We start from the raw sequence: 17685 nt of genomic DNA on the forward strand, positions 1-17685 counted from the left end.
AGCCGCCGCGCCCCGCCCCCACCACGCCCGCGCCCCGGCCCGGCGGCCTCGCACCGCCGGACCGCGACCTCGCCGACCTCGCCGGCCTCACCCCAGTTGGCCCACGCAGAACTGGTTGCCCTCCGGGTCGGCCAGCACCGTCCACGTCAAGCCCGGCACCGTGTGCTCCGCGACCTCCGTCGCACCCAGTCCCACCAGCCGCGCCACCTCCGCCACCCGGTCGGCCACGTGCGTGTCGAAGTGGACCCGGTTCTTGCCCGGTGTCGGGTCCGGCACGCGTTGCAGGCCCAGCTGCGGCCCGCCCTCGGACGTCGGCGCCAGCACGAGGTACTCGCCCCAGTCGTGGGCGACCTCGGTGCCCAGGGCCTTGGTCCAGAAGTCGGCCAGCTTCTGCGGGTCGGCGGTGTCGATGGTGATCAGGCTGATGCTCAGGCTCATACCCCGCACGGTAACGACGACCACCGACAATCCCGTGCCTGGCGACAACCCGTTGGAACTGGTCCGGGCCGGTTCACTACCCTTTCTCGGACAACCCGCGCCACGAGGAGCACCCACCGTGATCACGAGGATGTCGTCGCTGTTCCTGCGCACGCTGCGCGAGGACCCGGCCGACGCCGAAGTCCCCAGCCACAAGCTGCTGGTCCGCGCCGGATACGTCCGCCGCGTCGCACCGGGCGGCTACTCGTGGCTGCCGCTCGGGCTGCGGGTGCTGCGCAACATCGAGCAGGTCGTGCGCGAGGAGATGGACGCGTTCGGCGCGCAGGAGATCCAGTTCCCCGCGCTGCTGCCCAAGGAGCCCTACGAGGCCACCAACCGGTGGACCGAGTACGGCCCCAACATCTTCCGGCTCAAGGACCGCAAGGGCGCCGACTACCTGCTCGGGCCCACCCACGAGGAGCTGTTCGCGCTCACCGTGAAGGGCGAGTACTCCTCGTACAAGGACTACCCGGTCACGCTGTACCAGATCCAGACCAAGTACCGCGACGAGGCTCGGCCCCGCGCGGGCATCCTGCGCGGGCGCGAGTTCGTGATGAAGGACTCCTACTCCTTCGACCTCACCGACGAGGGCCTGTCGCACTCCTACAAGCAGCACCGCGACGCCTACATCCGCATCTTCGACCGCCTGGGCATGGAGTACGTGATCGTCTCCGCCACGTCCGGCGCGATGGGCGGCTCGGCGTCGGAGGAGTTCCTGGCGGTCGCGCCGACCGGTGAGGACACCTTCGTCCGCAGCACCGAGTCGGACTACGCGGCCAACGTGGAGGCCGTGACGACGCCCGCGCCGCCGGAGCAGTCGATCGAGGACAAGCCCGCCGCGCAGGTCCACCACACGCCCAACACGCCCACCATCGAGTCGCTGGTGGACTTCCTCAACGCCGCCGACCTGGGCCGGACGTTCACCGCGGCGGACACGCTGAAGAACGTCCTGGTCAAGCTCACCCAGCCGGGCGCGAAGGAGTCGACCCTGCTGGCGATCGGCGTGCCCGGCGACCGCGAGGTGGACTTCAAGCGCCTGGAGGCGGCCGTCTCGCCCGCCGAGGTGTCCATGCTGGAGGAGTCCGACTTCGCCAAGAACTCGTTCCTGGTGAAGGGCTACATCGGGCCGGGCGCGCTCCAGGCCAACGGCGTCCGGTACCTGGTCGACCCCCGCGTGGTGCGCGGCACGGCGTGGGTGACCGGCGCGGACAAGGCCGACCACCACGTGGTGGACCTGGTGCAGGGCCGCGACTTCACGCCCGACGGCGTGATCGACGTGGCCGAGGTCCGCGAGGGCGACCCGTCGCCGGACGGCAAGGGCGTGCTGGTCGCGGCGCGCGGCATCGAGATCGGCCACATCTTCCAGCTCGGCCGCAAGTACGCGGACGCGTTCGCGCTGGACGCCCTCGGCCCGGACAGCAAGCCCATCCGGATCACCATGGGCTCCTACGGCATCGGCGTGTCGCGCCTGGTCGCGGCCATCGCCGAGCAGAGCCACGACGAGCGCGGCCTGATCTGGCCCCGCAACGTCTCGCCGTTCGACCTGCACGTGGTCGTCGCGGGCAAGGACGAGGCGCTGGCGGCGGGCGGCGAGAAGCTGGCCGGCGAGCTGTCGGCGGCGGGCCTGAAGGTGCTGTTGGACGACCGCAAGGCCAGCCCCGGCGTGAAGTTCGCCGACGCCGAGCTCATCGGCGTGCCGACGATCGTGGTCGTGGGCCGGGGCCTCGCGAACGGCGTGGTCGAGGTCAAGGACCGCCGCTCGGGTGAGCGGGTCGAGGTCGCCGTGGACGAGGTCGTGGAGCACCTCCGGGCGCTGGTCCGGGGCTGAGCCTGGGCGCGGGGAGGGTTTCGGGACCGCCGGGACCCTTCCCCGCGAAGTGGTCCAGGACCATGCGGTGCACGAACGCGTACCCGGGGCCGGTGCACCGGAGCAGGATGTGGCTGTCGGCGTGGTCGAGGAAGCCGAGCAGGTCACGGGGCAGGTAGCCGCGCCGGGCGAGCAGCCGCAGCACGGCCCGGTGCCGCAGCCAGTCGCCGACCCCGAGCACGACCGCGGTGAGCACACCCGCCCACACCCCGAAGACCAGCACCGACGTCATCGGCTGGAAGTGCGGCCCCGACAGGTAGCCCGTCACCACCACCGCACTCCACGCCAGGGCGCCGGCCAGCGCCACCGCCGCGCCGGCGACCAGCGCCTGGTCGCGGGTCGTGGTGATCGCCGCGCCGGGGGCCGAGGGTGTCAGGTCGGGCCGCGGCCGGGTGTGCGCCAGCGCCCACCCCACCAGACCCGCCGAGGTCACCAGCGCGACGAGTGTCAGCGGCCACCCGACCAGGTACGTGCACAGCACCGCCGTGACGGCCGCGCCCGCCGCCCCGGCCGTGCCGGTGGCGCGCACGACCGACCAGGACGTCCGGCGACGGAACAGCGCCGTCGCGGCGGCGGCCACCCAGCCGGCCACGGCGAGCCCCAGGAAGTCCGGGACGCCTTCCAGGAACCTGTTCGACGGTTCGCGGTTGAGCGTGGTCAAGCCGTGCAGCACCATGGTCGCGGTCACCCCCACCGCTCCGCCGACCGCCAACCGGCGCAGTGCGGGCACGACGGTCCGCCACCGCAGGCGGTTCACGGGTGCGATGCGCCGCCGGCACGCCACCAGCCCGGTGATCGTCCCGGGCACCGACCACACCGCCGGGTACTCCCACGTCGCCATCACCGTCGGCCGGATCAGCACCAGCGTGACCGAGTAGGACACCAGCGAGAGCACCACGACCGTCCCGACCGCGACGACCAGCGCCGTCCCCACCAGCGCCCGCACCCGCAGCGCCCTAGTGGGCAGCCACGACAGCCGCACCCAGTCCGGGTAGAAGACGCTCTCGTGGTGCCGGTCCATCGCGCGGGCCAGCCAGGACAGGTAGCGCCGGGTCTGCGCCGGCGTGAACCGCCGTGCGGCCAGGCCTGACCGAGGACGGGCGAGCATCGCGGCCACGTAGTCGCCCAGCGGGTCGGCGCGCACCCGGTCGGCCGGGGCGCCCGCGTAGGCCAGCACGCACACGCTCAGCATCAGCGGTGTGGTCAGCAGGTCGAGCAGGCGCGGGTCCTGGCGCAGCGCCGTGCGCAAGCCTGCCAAGGGACGGCCCGCCTCCCGCAGGTAGGCGGCGACCTCCTTGCGCCCCAACGGTTCCAGCACCACGGCCGCGCCCAACGACAGCCGCGTGCGCAACCGCGCGTGGTCGCCGGTCCGGGCGCACACCACGACGCCGGACAGGCCGTGCTCGGTGCGCCAGGCGTTGATCGCCGCCACGCAGTCCTCGCGCCACGCCGGGTCCACCTCGTCCAACCCGTCCAGCAGCGGCAGCACCGCGTCCGTGCGCACCCACTCCCGGGCCACCCCGCGCGGCACGCCGTACCGCTTCACCAGCTCGTCCACCAGCCACTCGGCCAGCGAGGCGTGGCGGGCGGCCCACGACGACAGGTGGAACACGGCGGGCACCGGCTCCTCCGGGTCGGCCACGGCCCGGTCGAGCAGGTCCCGGGCCAGTTCCAGCAGCGCGGTCGTCTTGCCCGCGCCGGGCTCGCCGAGCAGCAGCAGGCCGCCCCGGTCGTGCACCTCCGCGAGGGACGACACCGGCCGCCGGTCGGGTGCGACCAGCGTGCCCCACGGGTGGTCCACCGCCTCGGGACGCCGGGTCAGCCCCACCTCGACGCGTGCGACCGCCTCCAGCGACCGGTCCAGCACGCCGGTGACCCACTGCGCCCGCACGGACTCCAGCAGCGCCCGCCGCACCCGACCGTCGTCCCCGACGTCCACTGTGGACGAACGGCGCTGGTGGACCTCCCACGCCAGGCCGAGGGCGACCAGCGCGAGCACCGGCAGCCAGCCGGTCACCCCGGCCTTGCCCAGCACGTCCAGCTGCCCGTCGACCCGGGGGAGCACGCCTTGCAGCACGCCCCCCGCGACGAGCAGCTTGGGACCGATCCGATGCCACCGCCACACACCCCCATGGTGCCCGCGCCCGGTTCACACCAGAGGGTGAACTTGATCAGCGGCGGAGGATGGCTGAGAGAACCGCCGAAGTGTCCGAGAGGTCTTTCAGCACCACGTGGGCGCCGGCGTCCTCCAGCTCCCGCACGCTGCTGCGGCCGGTCGCCACGCCGATCGCCAGTGCGCCGTGGTGCAGGGCCGCGTCCACGTCGTGCGGCGTGTCGCCGATGACGACCGCCGAGAACTCCTTGCCGTGCTTGGCGTTCGCGAGCCGCACGGCTTCCAGGACCAGTTCGGGCCGGTGCTCGGACACCGTGCCGTAGCCGCCGATCTCGAAGTCGAGGTGGGTGTCCAGCCCGAACGCGGCCAGCTTGAACCGCGCGACCTCCACCAGGTTGCCGGTGACCAGCGACTGCACGACGTCCTCCTCTGCCGCCAGGGCCGCCAGCACCTCCGCCGCCCCGGGCAGGGCGTGGCCGTGGGTGGGCAGGAGGTGGGCCTCCCGGGTGGCGACCGCGACCAGTTCCTCGTGCAGGCGGTCCACCATCTCGTCGGTGGGCTCGACGTCGTGCAGCGCGAGCAGTTCCAGCGTGATCGCCCGCTCGGTGCGGCCGGGGAAGGACGGCACGTGCACCAGTTCCAGGCCCGTGACGGCCTCGAGAGCGGTCCGGTACCAGGTGTGGCCCAGGCCCCGCGCGTCGATCAGGGTCAGGTCGATGTCCCACAGCACCAACGTGTTCACAGCTTCTGCACGCTCTCCAGGATGTGCGCGACCTCGTCCGCGCTCGGCCCTTCCGCCACGTGCGGGCCGCCCTCGGCGACGTTGAGGACCACCACGGACACCTTGGTCCCCGACCGCATCGCCACCGCCGTCACGGTCGCCTTGGGGGAGAAGCACGGGTTCACGGCGTCCGGCTCGGCCTTGATGCTCACCACGGCCTTCTCGTCGCTCTCCGACTCCACCTTCGGCTCACCGAGCCGGGGTTCCTTGCGGTCCACGGTGTACCCGCCCTTGGCGATGGCCTTGGCGACCTCCGTGGCCACGTCCGTGGTGGAGTCGGACACCACCGACCCGGACCCGATCTGGGCCTGGATCATGTTGCGCCCCTGGCACTCGAAGGGCCGCGACACCGCCGACTTGACCAGCCGCACCCCGGCCGCCACGCCGCCGCCCGACAGCTCCCACGACTCCGGCAGCTCGTAGGACACGCCGGACTGGGTGTCCTCGACCGTCTGCCACTTGGTCTGCTTCGCGGGCTGCGCGGAGGTGGTCGCGGGGCCGGTCGCCGAGGGCGAGTCCCGGTTGAGCAGGACCGCCGTGAGGACACCGCCGGCCACCACGAGCACACCCAGCACGGACAGCGCGATCCACAGTGGACGGCGGTCCGGCTTGGGCGGCGGCGGGGGCTGGTAGTAGCCGAGTCCGGAGTAGGTCACGTCAGTTGCCCAGCGGCTTCACGGAGTCGACCATCGCCTGCAGGTCGGCCTCGGTCGGCGGCTTCGGGTCGGCCGGGCCGCCCTCCAGGTCGCCGTTGGCCATGAACACGTGCAGACCCTTGGAGCTCTTGAGGACCAGGATCTTCACCATGCCCTTGGTGGCAAGGCACTCGCTGCCGCTGGTGGTGATGGTGGCGTCGACCTGCACGGCGTCGATCTGGCCGCCGTTGTTGTTCGGGATCTTCAGCGCTTTGGGCTCGCTGAGCTTGATGTCGCGGGTCTTGCCCGAGCTGTAGTACTCGGCGCCGATCTTCTCGGCGAGGTCCTTGGCCACGGCCGCCATGTCACCGGGCGGGAGGACCCCGCCACCGGTCGCGCCCCGGTTGTAGCCGCCGCCCTTGCAGTCGTACTTGCCGAACAGGGTCAGGCCGGTGAGCGAGAAGTCCTTGATCGTCTCGAAGCTCGCCGAACCCGGGCTGGGCGTCCACGCCTTGGGGACGTCGTAGCTGATGTGCACGTCCTCGATGGCGAGGCAGTTCCAGTCCGGCTTGCTCGCCTTGCACGAGGAGGAGGCGGGGGTGCTCGGCTTGGTCGAGCCGGTGCTGCTGGGCTTGGTGGTGGTCGTGGTCGGCTTGGGCTCGGACGTCGCGGTCTGCGCGACGGTGTTCTGCTTGTCGTCGTCCTTCAGGAGGAAGAAGGCGGTGAGGCCGCCGCCGACGAGGACGAGCACGGCCGCCGCGACCGCGATCCACATCCCGGTCTTGCTCTTCTTCGGCGGCTCTTCACCGCCGGAGAACACGCCGAGGCCGCCATAGCCCCCGTACGGCTGTTGCTGCTGCGGGTAGCCCTGCGGTTGGCCGTACGGGTCGCCGTAAGGCGTGCCGTAGCCCGGTTGCTGGCCGTACTGCTGCTGTTGCGGGTCGTAGGAGCCGCCGTACCCCTGCTGCGGGTAGCCCTGGTTGGGCTGCCCCCAGTCGCCCTGGCCGGACTGGCCTCCCCAGTTGCTCTGCCCGTCACCTGGGTAAGTCACCGGCAAACCGTACCCCGAGGGTCGGGCGGGTCGAGCCGGTCCGGCTAATTCAGCACGCGTTGACTTGTGTGGCGGCCGGTCGTACGCTCTGAATTCAACACATGATGAACAAGTTCTGGAGGAAGTCATGGCCACACCCCACGACCGGCCGCCGGCGGTCCTCGCGGTGGCCACCGCCGTCGTCGGCGCGCTCGTGGCACTCGTGCTCGGGCTGCTGACCTTCGGCGTGCAGGCGACGGTCCACCCCGCCGACGTGCCCCTGGCCGTCGCCGTCGGTCCGGACGCCCCGCCGCAGCTCAAGGCGGTGGCGGACAAGCTCGCGGGCACCGGCTCCGCCGAGGTGTCCTGGCGGGTCACCACGCCCGACGAGGGGCGGGAGCTGCTGCGCTCCCAGGACGTCTACGGGGTGCTGGAACTCGCGCCCGGGGCGGCGACGGTCGTGCTGTCGGGCGCGGTGAACCCGTCCGGGACGCAGGTCGCGCAGCAGGTGCTGGGCGGGGTGGCGCAGGGGGCGGGGCTGCCCGCGAAGGTGGTCACGCTGGACCCGGCGTCGGCGGCCGGTCGGACCGCGCCGCTGGCCGCCAGTGCCCTGCTGTGGATCGGTGGCCTGGTCGCGGGTGCCGCGTTCACGGTGCTGGCGGGTCGGCGTGTCGTCGGCTTGGGTGCGCGGCTGCTCGGCGCTTCGCTGGCGGCGGTGCTGGCCGTGGCGGTGGTGGCCGGGTTCTTCGCCCTGTGGGACTCGAACCTGCCGTTGGACGCCGGCGTGCTGGGTTACCTCGCGCTGGTCGCGGTCGCGTTCGCGCTGCTCCAGACCGGTCTGCTGCGGTTGCTGGGGTTGCGGGCGATGGCTGTCCTGGGCCCGCTGTACCTGATGGCACCGGCGGTCGCCGGGCAGGTGCCCGAGCTGCTCAACCCCGCGTACCGGGTGGTGCTGTGGTCGTGGACGCCGTTCCGGTTCTCCACCGAGGGTCTGCGCGCCTTGCTCCAGAACGGCACGCTGGACAGCGCCCAGGTGTGGGTGTTCGTGGGGATCGCGGTGGCGGGGCTGCTCCTGCTGGTCCTACCCGCGAAGAAAGCTCAGCCGGACCCGGCGGACCGGGTTGTCGACGTTCGTGTCGACCAGGCAGACCGACTGCCAGGTGCCCAGCACCAGCGCACCGCCTAGCACGGGGATCGTCGCGTACGGCGGCACCAGTGCGGGCAGCACGTGGTCACGGCCGTGACCGGGGCTGCCGTGCCGGTGCCGCCAGCGGCCGTCCTTGGGCAGCAGGTCGCGCAGCGCGGCGAGCAGGTCGTCGTCGCTGCCCGCGCCGGTCTCCAGCACGGCCAGCCCGGCGGTGGCGTGCGGCACCCACACGTGCAGCAGGCCGTCGCCGTCCTCGTCCCGCAGGAAGTCCTCGCACACGCGGGTCAGGTCGTGCACGACCTCCTCGCCGCCGGTCCGGATCTCAATTTCCTCGCTGCGCATGGATCAATCGTGCAGGATTCCGACTCGTGCAGCACACCGCCATCGTCACCGGCGCCAACCAGGGGATCGGGGCCGCGACCGCGCGGGCCCTCGCCGCGCAGGGCGTCCAGGTCCTGATCACCTACCTGCGGTTCGCGCCCGCGCCCGACCCGAGCGTGCCCGAGGAGTACTTCACCGCCCGCGAGGCCGGCGCGGAGGCCGTCGTCGCCGCGATCGCCGAGGCGGGCGGCAAGGCGCACGCGATCGAGGTCGACCTGACCGAGAGCACCGCGCCCGCGTTGCTGTTCGACACCGCCGAGCGCCTCTTCGGGCCGGTGGACGTGCTGGTCAACAACGCCTCCGGCTGGGTCCAGGACACCTTCCTGGCCACCGAGGTCGACCAGTTCGGCCGCGTGCTGAAGGCCGTGACGCCGCAGACCTTCGACGCCCAGTTCGCCGTGGACGCCCGCGCCGGCGCGCTGCTGATCGCCGAGTTCGCCCGGCGGCACCTCGCCCGCGGCGGCAACTGGGGCCGGATCGTCTCGCTCACCTCGGGCGGGCCGAACGGGTTCCCCAGCGAGGTCTCCTACGGCGCGGCCAAGGCGGCGCTGGACAACTTCACCATGTCCGCCGCCGCCGAGCTGTGGCCGCACGGCGTGACCGCGAACGTGGTCAACCCGGGCGTGACGGACACGGGGTGGGTGAACGACGCCGTGCGCGCACAGCACTCGGTGGGCACGCCGGAGGAGGTGGCGGACGTGATCGCGTTCCTGTGCTCGCCCGCCGCGAAGCGCGTGACCGGCAGCTTGGTGCGGCTGCACTGACATTACTCACGGGTAACATGGCGCGCATGAAGGCATCTCGTCTGCGGCGGGGCATGAACCTGTGGCCGCCGTTCCTGTTCGCCGGCATCCGGGTGGTCGCGCTGTCCGACGACTACCGGTACGCCAAGGTGCGCATGCGCCTGCGCTGGTACAACCGCAACTACGTGGGCACCCACTTCGGCGGCTCGCTTTTCGCGATGACCGACCCGTTCTGGATGCTGCTGGTCCTGCGCCACCTCGGGCGGGACCACATGGTGTGGGACCGGGCGGCCGAGATCGACTTCGTGAAGCCGGGTCGCGGAACCGTTTACGCGGAGTTCAAGCTGACCGACGAGCACCTGGACGAGTTGCGGGCCCAGGCGGCGGGCGGCGGCAAGGCGCTGGCGTGGTTCCCGGTGGACGTGGTGGCCGAGGACGGCACCGTCGTCGCGCGGGTGCGCAAGCAGGTCTACGCCCGCCGCAAGGATGCGCGACCGGACAAGCGGGCGTCGGAAGCGCTCAAGGCCTGAGAATCATCGGCAAAATGCTGGACTCACCGAAGGTCTGACGGTAGTGATGTAAGTCATGCGAAGCGCATTCGGATCCACCTTCGACGTCCCGGACGGCTACCTCAACACCGCGAGCATCGGCGTCCCGCCCGCAGCCGCCGCGGCCGAGGTGGCCGACGCCGTCCGCCGGTGGGCGGCCGGTCTCGACGGCCCCACCAGCGCGGAACCGGCCGTGGCCACCGCCCGGGAGGCGTTCGGCAAGCTGCTGGGCGCGGCGGCGGCGCAGGTGGCGAGCGGCGCTTCGGTGTCGCACCTGGTGGCCAACGTGGCGGCGGGGCTGCCGGTCGGAGCCCGCGTCCTGGTGGCGCGCGGGGACTTCACGTCGTTGACGTTCCCCTTCGCCGCGCGCGGGTGCGAGGTGACCGAGGTGGACCTGGAGGACGTGCCGTCCGCGGCGGCCGGGCACGACCTCGTCGCGGTGAGCGTCGTCCAGTCCGCCGACGGGCGGATCGTGGACCTGGACGGCCTGCGCGCGGCCGGCGTGCCGGTGCTGCTGGACGCCACGCAGGCCGTCGGGTGGCTGCCGCTGGCGCTGGACTGGGCGGACTACGTCGTCGCGGCCGGCTACAAGTGGCTGATGGCCCCGCGCGGGTCGGCGTGGCTGGCGTGCTCGCCGGCGGGCGTGGAGCGGGCGGCGCCGGTCGCGGCCAACTGGTGGGCGGGCGAGGACCCGTGGGACTCGGTCTACGGCCTGCCGCTGCGGTTGGCCTCCGACGCCCGCCGGTTGGACCTCTCGCCGGTGTGGCTCGCGCAGTACGGGGCGGCGGTGTCCCTGCCGTACCTGGCGTCGCTGGACCTCGGCGCGGTGCGCGAGCACAACGTGGGGCTGGCGGACTCGTTGCTGGCCGGCCTGGGCCTACCGCCGCGCGGGAGCGCGATCGTGTCGCTGGAGCTGTCGCCGGAGCAGGCGTCGCGGCTGGCAGCGGCCGGGGTGAAGTCGGCGACCCGGGCCGGCCGGACGCGGCTGGGCTTCCACCTGTACAACACGGCCGCCGATGTGGATCTTGTGCTCGAAGCGCTCGCATAGCGGCTGTCCGTTACCGTGACAGTTTGTGTCGGTTCCTCCCGAATCACCTGAAGAGGTGACCCAACGGTTACCACGCGTCCCTCCGGCGCGACCGTCGGACACCGCGCCGCTGTGGCGGTCGGAGATCGGGCAGCTCGACTCGCTGATGAGTGCGCAGCCCTCCCGGCCGGCTCCGAGGCCGCCCAGGCGCCTCCCCAGCGGCTGGTGGCTCAAGGGCTTGGGGCTGGTCGGCGTGGCCGTGGTGTCGGGTTTGGTGTGGCTGGTCGTGATGCCGAAAGGCGACTCGGGCACCACACCGACCACGACCTCCACGGCCCCGACGGGCGAGTTCTCGTTCGCCCGCGCGCCCCAGGCACCTGAGGCCGTGCTGGACAGCTCGTGCGCGCCCCACGCCTACGGCAAGGCGAAGGAGTACTTCACGACCACGCCGTGCCAGCAACTGTCCCGATCGCTCTACACCGTGAGCGCCGGCGGGAAGCAGGTGCTGGTGTCGGTGGTGGTCGTGAAGATGGCGGACGACAAGGCGGCGACGGACCTCAAGAAGTTCCTCGACGGGGACAACACGGGCAACCTCTACGACCTGTCGCGGGAAGGCGTGGCGAAGGTGCCGGGCGGCCCGGACTGGGTGGCGCACGGCGAGTACGCCTCGACGGTGCGGGGGCGCGAGCTGGTGATCGTCGAGTCGGACTTCTACGGCGCGACGAAGACGGCCGAGCGGGACCGCAAGCTCCTGGACCGGATCAGCAACGACGCCCTCCGCCTCGGCTCGTGAAGCCCCGGCTCAGCCGACACCGGTACCCGGAAGGGTGATCGAGACGGGAGTCACCCCGGCGATCTTGCGCCAGCGCGTGGCGCGGATCGCCGAGGTGGTGAGGGCGTCCAGGGCCGTCTTGCGCAGCTCGGCGTCGTCCGTGCGCTCGATCACCCCGCGCCAGGCCACGCACCCGTCCGTCTCGACCGCGATCAGCGCCGCGATGGCCGAGGCTGCGCTGTCCACCGGGGCCGGCGGCAGGTAGGCGGGGGCCGGGGGTCGCGGGGTCGCGCCCTTGTCGCGCAGCCAGCGCTCGGTGGCGTCCCGGCGGGCGCGGTGGGCCAGGGCGCCCTCGGCCACGGCTGCCGCCTGTTGGGCCGCGAAGGCGCTGACCAGGCCGTACGTCCACACCGCCGCGTGTTCGGCCGCCAAAGCGTCCTGAACCGCATCCACGCTCACGACAAAGCCTCCACCAAGCTCGCGCATCCGGCCGACACCGACGCCACCAGGCCCGCCCGGTGCGCGGGCACGGTCGGGGCCAGGTCGGCAGCCTGCTTCTGGGCCGCTCGCAGGGCCGTCACCAGTTGCTCCCGGGTGGCGTTGGGGGGAGGTGTGACCGAGGTCGGGGGTGTCGTCGACGGGGAAGACGTCGTGGGGACCTTCGGGGTTGCCCGGTCGATCTCGGCGGCCAGTCTCGTCGCGTGCTCGGTGCGGGCCGCCGCGGTCTCCGGGGCGCCCACGGCCGTGGCCAGGGCAGCGTCCGAGCGGGCCGCGCGCAGCAGGTCCTCCAGGACGTCCGGGGGCGGCGGGGGAGGCGGGGGTGTGGTGCACGCAACCGCCAGGGGCGCGGTGGCCGCCGCCACCAGCACGCCGCGCCTGCTGAGCGCCGTTCTTCCGATCACGCGTCCCGATCCTGCCAGAGCCGCCTTGATCGCCTCTGCGGCGTGCGGAGCCCCGGAGACGAGATAGTCTGGGCGACCACGGCCGGCGGCGTGCAGCGTCGGCCGGGGTCGCCGTGCCCATCTGCACGTGAGCTCAAGGAGTCACCAACGTGTCCAGCCCGCCGCGCGGAGATCTCGCCGCGCAGCTAGCACCCGTCGTGCGGGAGGCGGTCGAGGCCATCGGCTTCGACCTCGAGACGCTCGACGTGAACCAGGCTGGGCGTCGCCGGCTGGTGAAGGTCGTCGTGGACGGCGACGACGGGGTCGGCCTGGACGAGGTGGCGCAGGCCAGCCGCGCCGTGTCCGCCGCCCTCGACGCGCACGAGCACCTCATCGCGGGCCCGTACACGCTCGAAGTGACCTCGCCGGGCGCCGACCGCCCGCTGACCAGGCCGCGCCACTGGAAGCGCGCCCGGCTGCGCCTGGTCAAGGTCAAGCAACCCGACCAGGTGGAGTGGTTCGGCCGCGTGGGCGAGGCCGACGACTCAGGGGTCGTGCTGCTGGTCAAGGGCGAGCTGCGCCGCGTCGAGTACAAGACGATCGAGCGCGCCGTCGTCGAAGTGGAGTTCAAGCAGCCGCCCGTCGAGGAGCTCGCGCTCCTGGAGGGCCGCGCGCCGAAGGAGGAGTCGGAGTGAACGTCGACATCGCCGCACTGCGGGCGATCGAACGGGACAAGGACATCCCCTTCGACACCGTCCTGGAAGCCATCGAGACGGCCCTGCTGACCGCCTACAAGCACACCGAGGGCCACCACTCGCACTCGCGGGTGGAGATCGACCGCAAGACCGGGGTCGTGCGCGTGCTCGCCCAGGAGATCGGCCAGGACGGCCAGGTCCTGGAGGAGTGGGACGACACGCCCGAGGGCTTCGGCCGCATCGCCGCCACCACCGCCCGCCAGGTCATCCTCCAGCGCCTGCGCGACGCCGAGCACGAGCGCACCTTCGGCGAGTTCTCCGCCAAGGAGGGCGAGATCATCGGCGGTGTCGTGCAGCGCGACGCCCGCGCCAACGCGCGCGGCATGGTCGTGGTGCAGATCGGCGACACCGAGGGCGTGCTGCCGCCCGCCGAGCAGGTGCCCGGAGAGGCCTACGAGCACGGCTCGCGCATCAAGTGCTACGTGGTGGGCGTCTCGCGCGGCGCGCGCGGCCCGCAGATCACGCTGTCCCGGACCCACCCGAACCTGGTGCGCAAGCTGTTCGCGCTCGAGGTCCCGGAGATCGCCGACGGCACCGTGGAGATCCCCGCGGTGGCACGTGAGGCAGGTCACCGTTCCAAGATCGCGGTCCGGTCCACGGTCCCGGGCGTCAACGCCAAGGGCGCGTGCATCGGCCCGATGGGCGCCCGCGTGCGCAACGTGATGAGCGAGCTGGCGGGCGAGAAGATCGACATCATCGACTTCTCCGAGGACCCGGCCACCTTCGTCGGGAATGCCCTGTCACCTGCGAAGGTTGTGTCCGTACGGGTGGTCGACGAGCGGGCCAAGACCGCGCGCGTCGTCGTGCCCGACTTCCAGCTCTCCCTCGCCATCGGCAAGGAGGGCCAGAACGCCCGGTTGGCCGCCCGGCTGACCGGGTGGAAGATCGACATCCGCAGCGATGTGGCGGGTGCCCCCACGGGCGCCACCACATCCGGTTCGGCTGATTGAGCGTCAGGAGATAGACTTCTCAGTGGTTCGACGTCGGGGATCGGTTTTCACGCACAACGGCCCGGTTCGTACGTGCATAGGATGCCGCGCCCGGACGTTGCCCTCCGAGTTGCTGCGCGTCGTGGTCGTGGACGGGGCCGTGGTCCCGGACACGCGTCGGCGGTTGCCGGGCCGGGGAGCATGGCTGCACCCCGATCCGAGCTGCCTCCGCGACGCCGAGAAGCGGCGGGCGTTCCCGCGGGCCTTCAGGGTCCCGGGGCCGCTCGACGTGGAACGCGTGCGCGGGCACCTCGCACAGCAGGAGCACCAGGTCCAGGGATCGCCCCGGGACCGCCAGGAAGCAAGGAAGCAGGTCGACCCGTCATGAGTCAGCCGTGAAGCTGAAGACATGAACGCGCGACGTTAAGACGAGGTCGACGGGACTGCCGCCGGCCTCATCACCAGAGGAGTGCAGTGGCAGGCAAGGCCCGCGTGCACGAGCTCGCGAAAGAGCTCGGCGTCACGAGCAAGGAACTACTCAGCAAGCTCGCCGACCAGGGCGAGTACGTGAAGTCCGCGTCCAGCACCGTCGAGGCCCCGGTGGCCCGGCGGCTGCGTGACGCCTACGCCGCGAAGTCCGAGGCGAAGCCCAAGCCGTCCGGCGCGCGCCCCGCGCCGCCGAAGCCCCAGGCGCCCGCGGCCCCGTCCGAGTCCAAGACCGACGCGAAGCCCGCGGCCCCGATCGGCAAGCCGGGCCCGCGCCCGGTGCCCGGTCCGAAGCCGCAGGCCCCGAAGCCCGTGGCGCCCAAGCCGGTGACCCCGGCGGCTCCGGCCGCCGCGCAGGCCCCGGCCGCACCCGCGACCCCGGCTCCGGCCCCGCAGCAGACCCCGGCGGCCCCGGCCGCCTCGACCCAGGCCCCGTTCCAGGCTCCGACCCCGCAGCAGCAGGGTCCGAAGCCCGGTGGCGCGCCGCGTCCCGGCCCGCGCCAGCAGCCGGCCGCCGCGCAGGGCGGCCCGTCCGTCGTGCCGCCGAAGCCGCAGGCCCCCAAGCCCGCGGGTCCGCGCGCGCCGCGTCCGGGCAACAACCCCTTCGGCGTGGGCGGCGGCGCTCCGGCTCCGCGTCCGGCCCCGCCGCGTCCCGCGCAGCCCGGTCCCGACCGCGGCGAGCGCGGTGGCGCGCCCAAGCCGGGCGACCCGCGTCCGGCCGGTCCCCGTCCGGGTGACCCGCGTCCGGGCGGTCCCCGTCCCGGTGGCGGCGCCGGTTCCGGCGGTCCGCGCCCGAACCCGGGCAACATGCCGCCGCGGCCGAACCCGGGCATGATGCCCGGTCGTCCGGCCGGTCCCCGGCCCGGTCCCGGCGGCGGTGGCCGTCCGGGCGGTGGCCCCGGTGGTGGCGGTCGCGGTCCCGGTGGCGGCGGCGGTCGTCCCGGTGGCGGCGGCGGTGGCGGTGGCTTCCGCGGCGGTCCCGGTGGGGGCGGCGGCGGTGGCGGCTTCCGCGGTGGCCCCGGTGGGGGCGGCGGCGGCGGTGGCGGCGGCTTCCGTCCCGGTGGCGGCGGTGGCGGTGCTCCGGCCGGCGGTGGCGGCTTCCGCGGTGGCGGCGGTCGTCCCGGTGGCGGTGGCCCCGGCGGTCGCGGTGGCGCGGCCGGTGCCTTCGGTCGTCCGGGTGGTCCGGCGCGTCGCGGACGCAAGTCCAAGCGGCAGAAGCGCCAGGAGTACATGGACAACATGCAGGCGCCTTCGGTCGGTGGCGTCCGCTTGCCCAAGGGCAGCGGCGAGACCATCCGCCTGCCGCGCGGCGCCTCGCTGACCGACTTCGCCGACAAGATCAACGCCAACCCGGCTTCGCTGGTGCAGGTGCTGTTCCACCTCGGCGAGATGGTCACCGCGACGCAGTCGGTGTCCGACGAGATCCTGGAGCTGCTCGGCTCCGAGATGAACTACGTCGTGCAGGTCGTGTCCCCCGAGGAGGAGGACCGCGAGCTGCTGGAGACGTTCGACATCACCTACGGCGACGACGCCGGTGGCGAGGAGGACCTCCAGGTCCGCCCGCCGGTCGTCACCGTCATGGGTCACGTCGACCACGGCAAGACGCGCCTGTTGGACACCATCCGCAAGGCGAAGGTGGCCGAGGGCGAGGCGGGTGGCATCACCCAGCACATCGGCGCCTACCAGGTCCGCACGGAGCTGGAGGGCAACGAGCGCCTCATCACCTTCATCGACACCCCGGGTCACGAGGCGTTCACCGCCATGCGTGCCCGCGGTGCGAACTCGACCGACATCGCGGTCATCGTGGTGGCGGCCGACGACGGCGTCATGCCGCAGACGGTGGAGGCGATCAACCACGCCCAGGCGGCCGACGCGCCGATCGTGGTCGCGGTGAACAAGATCGACAAGGAGGGGGCCAACCCCGCCAAGATCCGCCAGCAGCTCACCGAGTACGGGCTGGTCGCCGAGGAGTACGGCGGCGACACGATGTTCGTCGACATCTCCGCCAAGCAGGGCATCAACATCGACGGTCTGCTGGAAGCGATCCTGCTGACCGCCGACGCCTCGCTGGACCTGCGGGCCAACCCGGAGATGGAGGCGCAGGGCGTCGCCATCGAGGCGCACCTGGACCGCGGTCGCGGCCCGGTGGCCACGGTGCTGGTGCAGCGCGGCACGCTGCGCGTGGGCGACTCGATCGTGGCGGGCGCCGCCTACGGTCGCGTGCGCCGCATGGTGGACGAGCACGGCGTGGACGTCGCCGAGGCGTACCCGTCGCGTCCGGTCCAGGTCATCGGCCTCACGTCGGTGCCCGGCGCGGGTGACACGTTCCTCGTGGTCGAAGAGGACCGGGTGGCCCGGCAGATCGCCGAGCGCCGCCAGGCCCGTGCGCGCAACGCCCAGAACGCGGCCAAGCGCAAGCGCGTCAGCCTGGAGGACCTGGACGCCGCGCTGAAGGAGACCAGCCAGCTCACGCTGATCATCAAGGGTGACAACTCGGGTACCGTCGAGGCCCTGGAAGACGCCCTGATGAAGATCGAGGTCGGCGACGACGTCGAGCTGCGGGTCATCCACCGCGGTGTCGGTGGCATCACCGAAGGCGACATCAACCTCGCCGTCGCGGGTAGCGCGATCGTCCTGGGCTTCAACGTCCGGGCCGAGGGCAAGGCCACCGAGCTGGCCAACCGCGAGGGCGTCGACGTCCGCTACTACACGGTGATCTACCAGGCGATCGACGAGATCGAGCAGGCCCTCAAGGGCATGCTCAAGCCGGAGTACGAAGAGGTCCAGCTGGGCCGCGCGGAGGTCCGCGAGGTCTTCAAGTCCTCCAAGGTCGGCACGATCGCGGGTTGCATGGTGCTGTCGGGCGAGATCCGCCGCAACGCGCGGGCCCGCCTGCTGCGCGACAACAACGTCGTCCAGGAGAACCTGCCGATCAGCTCGCTGCGGCGGTTCAAGGACGACGCCACCGAGGTCCGCGAGGGCTTCGAGTGCGGTCTGACGCTGGGCAACTACTCCGACCTGAAGGTCGGTGACGTCATCGAGACCTTCGAGATGCGCGAGAAGCCGCGCGTCTGATGTCTCACGGCCGCCGGGGGCTCCTCTTCGCAGGGGAG

18 protein-coding genes are annotated in these 17685 nt (G+C 72.5%); 10 read left to right on the plus strand and 8 right to left on the minus strand.

Annotation, left to right across the window (positions count from 1 at the left end; translation table 11 throughout):
* Nucleotides 1-87: 87 nt before the first annotated feature.
* Nucleotides 88-438, minus strand: coding sequence for a VOC family protein (locus DFJ66_RS31750; RefSeq protein WP_121226641.1), 351 nt, complete (start codon nt 436-438; stop codon nt 88-90).
* A 118-nt stretch (nt 439-556) separates the two neighbouring features.
* On the opposite strand from DFJ66_RS31750, the gene DFJ66_RS31755 reads away from it, so the two are divergent.
* Complete coding sequence (locus DFJ66_RS31755) at nt 557-2305, plus strand: proline--tRNA ligase (protein ID WP_121226643.1); 1749 nt, start codon at nt 557-559, stop codon at nt 2303-2305.
* Here DFJ66_RS31755 and DFJ66_RS31760 read toward each other — a convergent pair.
* From DFJ66_RS31760 to DFJ66_RS31775, 4 genes are read right to left on the minus strand one after another with little or no spacing between them, the layout of a single operon-like run.
* Nucleotides 2223-4469 carry an NACHT domain-containing protein gene (locus DFJ66_RS31760; RefSeq protein WP_121226645.1) on the minus strand — a complete coding sequence of 749 codons (2247 nt, stop codon included), beginning with the start codon at nt 4467-4469 and terminating at the stop codon, nt 2223-2225. The two genes, DFJ66_RS31755 and DFJ66_RS31760, sit on opposite strands and share 83 nt — an antisense overlap.
* A gap of 46 nt (nt 4470-4515) precedes the next feature.
* Nucleotides 4516-5199: an HAD family hydrolase gene (locus tag DFJ66_RS31765; protein ID WP_121226647.1), complete on the minus strand. Its 684-nt coding sequence runs from the start codon at nt 5197-5199 to the stop codon at nt 4516-4518.
* Entirely contained in the window at nt 5196-5894 is a 699-nt protein-coding gene (locus DFJ66_RS31770; protein ID WP_121226649.1) for a DUF8017 domain-containing protein, read from the minus strand. Before DFJ66_RS31770 ends, DFJ66_RS31765 begins: the two co-directional genes overlap by 4 nt.
* Before the next feature lies 1 nt (nt 5895).
* Entirely contained in the window at nt 5896-6924 is a 1029-nt protein-coding gene (locus tag DFJ66_RS31775) for a DUF8017 domain-containing protein (protein ID WP_121226651.1), read from the minus strand.
* 127 nt (nt 6925-7051) lie between these two features.
* Between DFJ66_RS31775 and DFJ66_RS31780 the strand changes: the two genes are divergently transcribed.
* Complete coding sequence (locus tag DFJ66_RS31780) at nt 7052-8089, plus strand: YhgE/Pip domain-containing protein (RefSeq protein WP_121226653.1); 1038 nt, start codon at nt 7052-7054, stop codon at nt 8087-8089.
* On the opposite strand, the gene DFJ66_RS31785 is transcribed toward DFJ66_RS31780, so the two are convergent.
* Complete coding sequence (locus tag DFJ66_RS31785; RefSeq protein WP_121226655.1) at nt 7985-8392, minus strand: YjbQ family protein; 408 nt, start codon at nt 8390-8392, stop codon at nt 7985-7987. The genes DFJ66_RS31780 and DFJ66_RS31785 overlap by 105 nt on opposite strands.
* A gap of 26 nt (nt 8393-8418) precedes the next feature.
* Here DFJ66_RS31785 and DFJ66_RS31790 point away from each other — a divergent pair, with 26 nt between their 5' ends.
* The 4 genes from DFJ66_RS31790 to DFJ66_RS31805 are packed head-to-tail and all read left to right on the plus strand — an operon-like array spanning nt 8419 to nt 11542.
* The gene (locus tag DFJ66_RS31790; protein ID WP_121226657.1) at nt 8419-9195 is read left to right on the plus strand and encodes an SDR family NAD(P)-dependent oxidoreductase; all 777 of its coding nucleotides are present in this window, start codon (nt 8419-8421) and stop codon (nt 9193-9195) included.
* A gap of 26 nt (nt 9196-9221) precedes the next feature.
* Entirely contained in the window at nt 9222-9704 is a 483-nt protein-coding gene (locus DFJ66_RS31795) for a DUF4442 domain-containing protein (protein WP_121226659.1), read from the plus strand.
* A 55-nt stretch (nt 9705-9759) separates the two neighbouring features.
* Nucleotides 9760-10770, plus strand: coding sequence for an aminotransferase class V-fold PLP-dependent enzyme (locus DFJ66_RS31800; RefSeq protein WP_121226661.1), 1011 nt, complete (start codon nt 9760-9762; stop codon nt 10768-10770).
* A 55-nt stretch (nt 10771-10825) separates the two neighbouring features.
* Nucleotides 10826-11542, plus strand: a complete 717-nt coding sequence (locus DFJ66_RS31805; RefSeq protein ID WP_147459411.1) for a hypothetical protein — start codon at nt 10826-10828, stop codon at nt 11540-11542.
* Between the two features lie 9 nt (nt 11543-11551).
* Here DFJ66_RS31805 and DFJ66_RS31810 read toward each other — a convergent pair whose 3' ends face one another.
* A complete protein-coding gene (locus DFJ66_RS31810) occupies nt 11552-11980 on the minus strand; it encodes a ferritin-like domain-containing protein (RefSeq protein ID WP_246029979.1) in 429 nt (142 codons plus the stop codon).
* Complete coding sequence (locus DFJ66_RS31815) at nt 11977-12423, minus strand: twin-arginine translocation signal domain-containing protein (protein WP_246029980.1); 447 nt, start codon at nt 12421-12423, stop codon at nt 11977-11979. Before DFJ66_RS31815 ends, DFJ66_RS31810 begins: the two co-directional genes overlap by 4 nt.
* A gap of 149 nt (nt 12424-12572) precedes the next feature.
* Between DFJ66_RS31815 and rimP the strand changes: the two genes are divergently transcribed.
* From rimP to infB, 4 genes are all read left to right on the plus strand, one after another.
* The gene (gene rimP / locus DFJ66_RS31820; protein ID WP_121226667.1) at nt 12573-13097 is read left to right on the plus strand and encodes a ribosome maturation factor RimP; all 525 of its coding nucleotides are present in this window, start codon (nt 12573-12575) and stop codon (nt 13095-13097) included.
* Nucleotides 13094-14107 carry a transcription termination factor NusA gene (gene nusA / locus DFJ66_RS31825; protein WP_121226669.1) on the plus strand — a complete coding sequence of 338 codons (1014 nt, stop codon included), beginning with the start codon at nt 13094-13096 and terminating at the stop codon, nt 14105-14107. The genes rimP and nusA overlap by 4 nt, the downstream gene beginning before the upstream one ends.
* A 97-nt stretch (nt 14108-14204) precedes the next feature.
* Entirely contained in the window at nt 14205-14474 is a 270-nt protein-coding gene (locus DFJ66_RS31830; RefSeq protein ID WP_397556348.1) for a YlxR family protein, read from the plus strand.
* An 86-nt stretch (nt 14475-14560) separates the two neighbouring features.
* A complete protein-coding gene (infB, locus tag DFJ66_RS31835; protein WP_121226671.1) occupies nt 14561-17647 on the plus strand; it encodes a translation initiation factor IF-2 in 3087 nt (1028 codons plus the stop codon).
* The last annotated feature ends 38 nt before the right edge of the window (nt 17648-17685 follow it).

This window comes from Saccharothrix variisporea, assembly GCF_003634995.1.
Classification (GTDB): Bacteria; Actinomycetota; Actinomycetes; order Mycobacteriales; family Pseudonocardiaceae; genus Actinosynnema; species Actinosynnema variisporeum.

Excerpts from the sequence above, each read along its gene's own strand:
- DFJ66_RS31750 (WP_121226641.1), bottom strand. The coding sequence starts at position 438 with ATGAGCCTGAGCATCAGCCTGATCACCATCGACACCGCCGACCCGCAG.
- DFJ66_RS31780 (WP_121226653.1), top strand. The coding sequence starts at position 7,052 with ATGGCCACACCCCACGACCGGCCGCCGGCGGTCCTCGCGGTGGCCACC.
- DFJ66_RS31785 (WP_121226655.1), bottom strand. The coding sequence starts at position 8,392 with ATGCGCAGCGAGGAAATTGAGATCCGGACCGGCGGCGAGGAGGTCGTG.
- DFJ66_RS31795 (WP_121226659.1), top strand. The coding sequence starts at position 9,222 with ATGAAGGCATCTCGTCTGCGGCGGGGCATGAACCTGTGGCCGCCGTTC.
- DFJ66_RS31800 (WP_121226661.1), top strand. The coding sequence starts at position 9,760 with ATGCGAAGCGCATTCGGATCCACCTTCGACGTCCCGGACGGCTACCTC.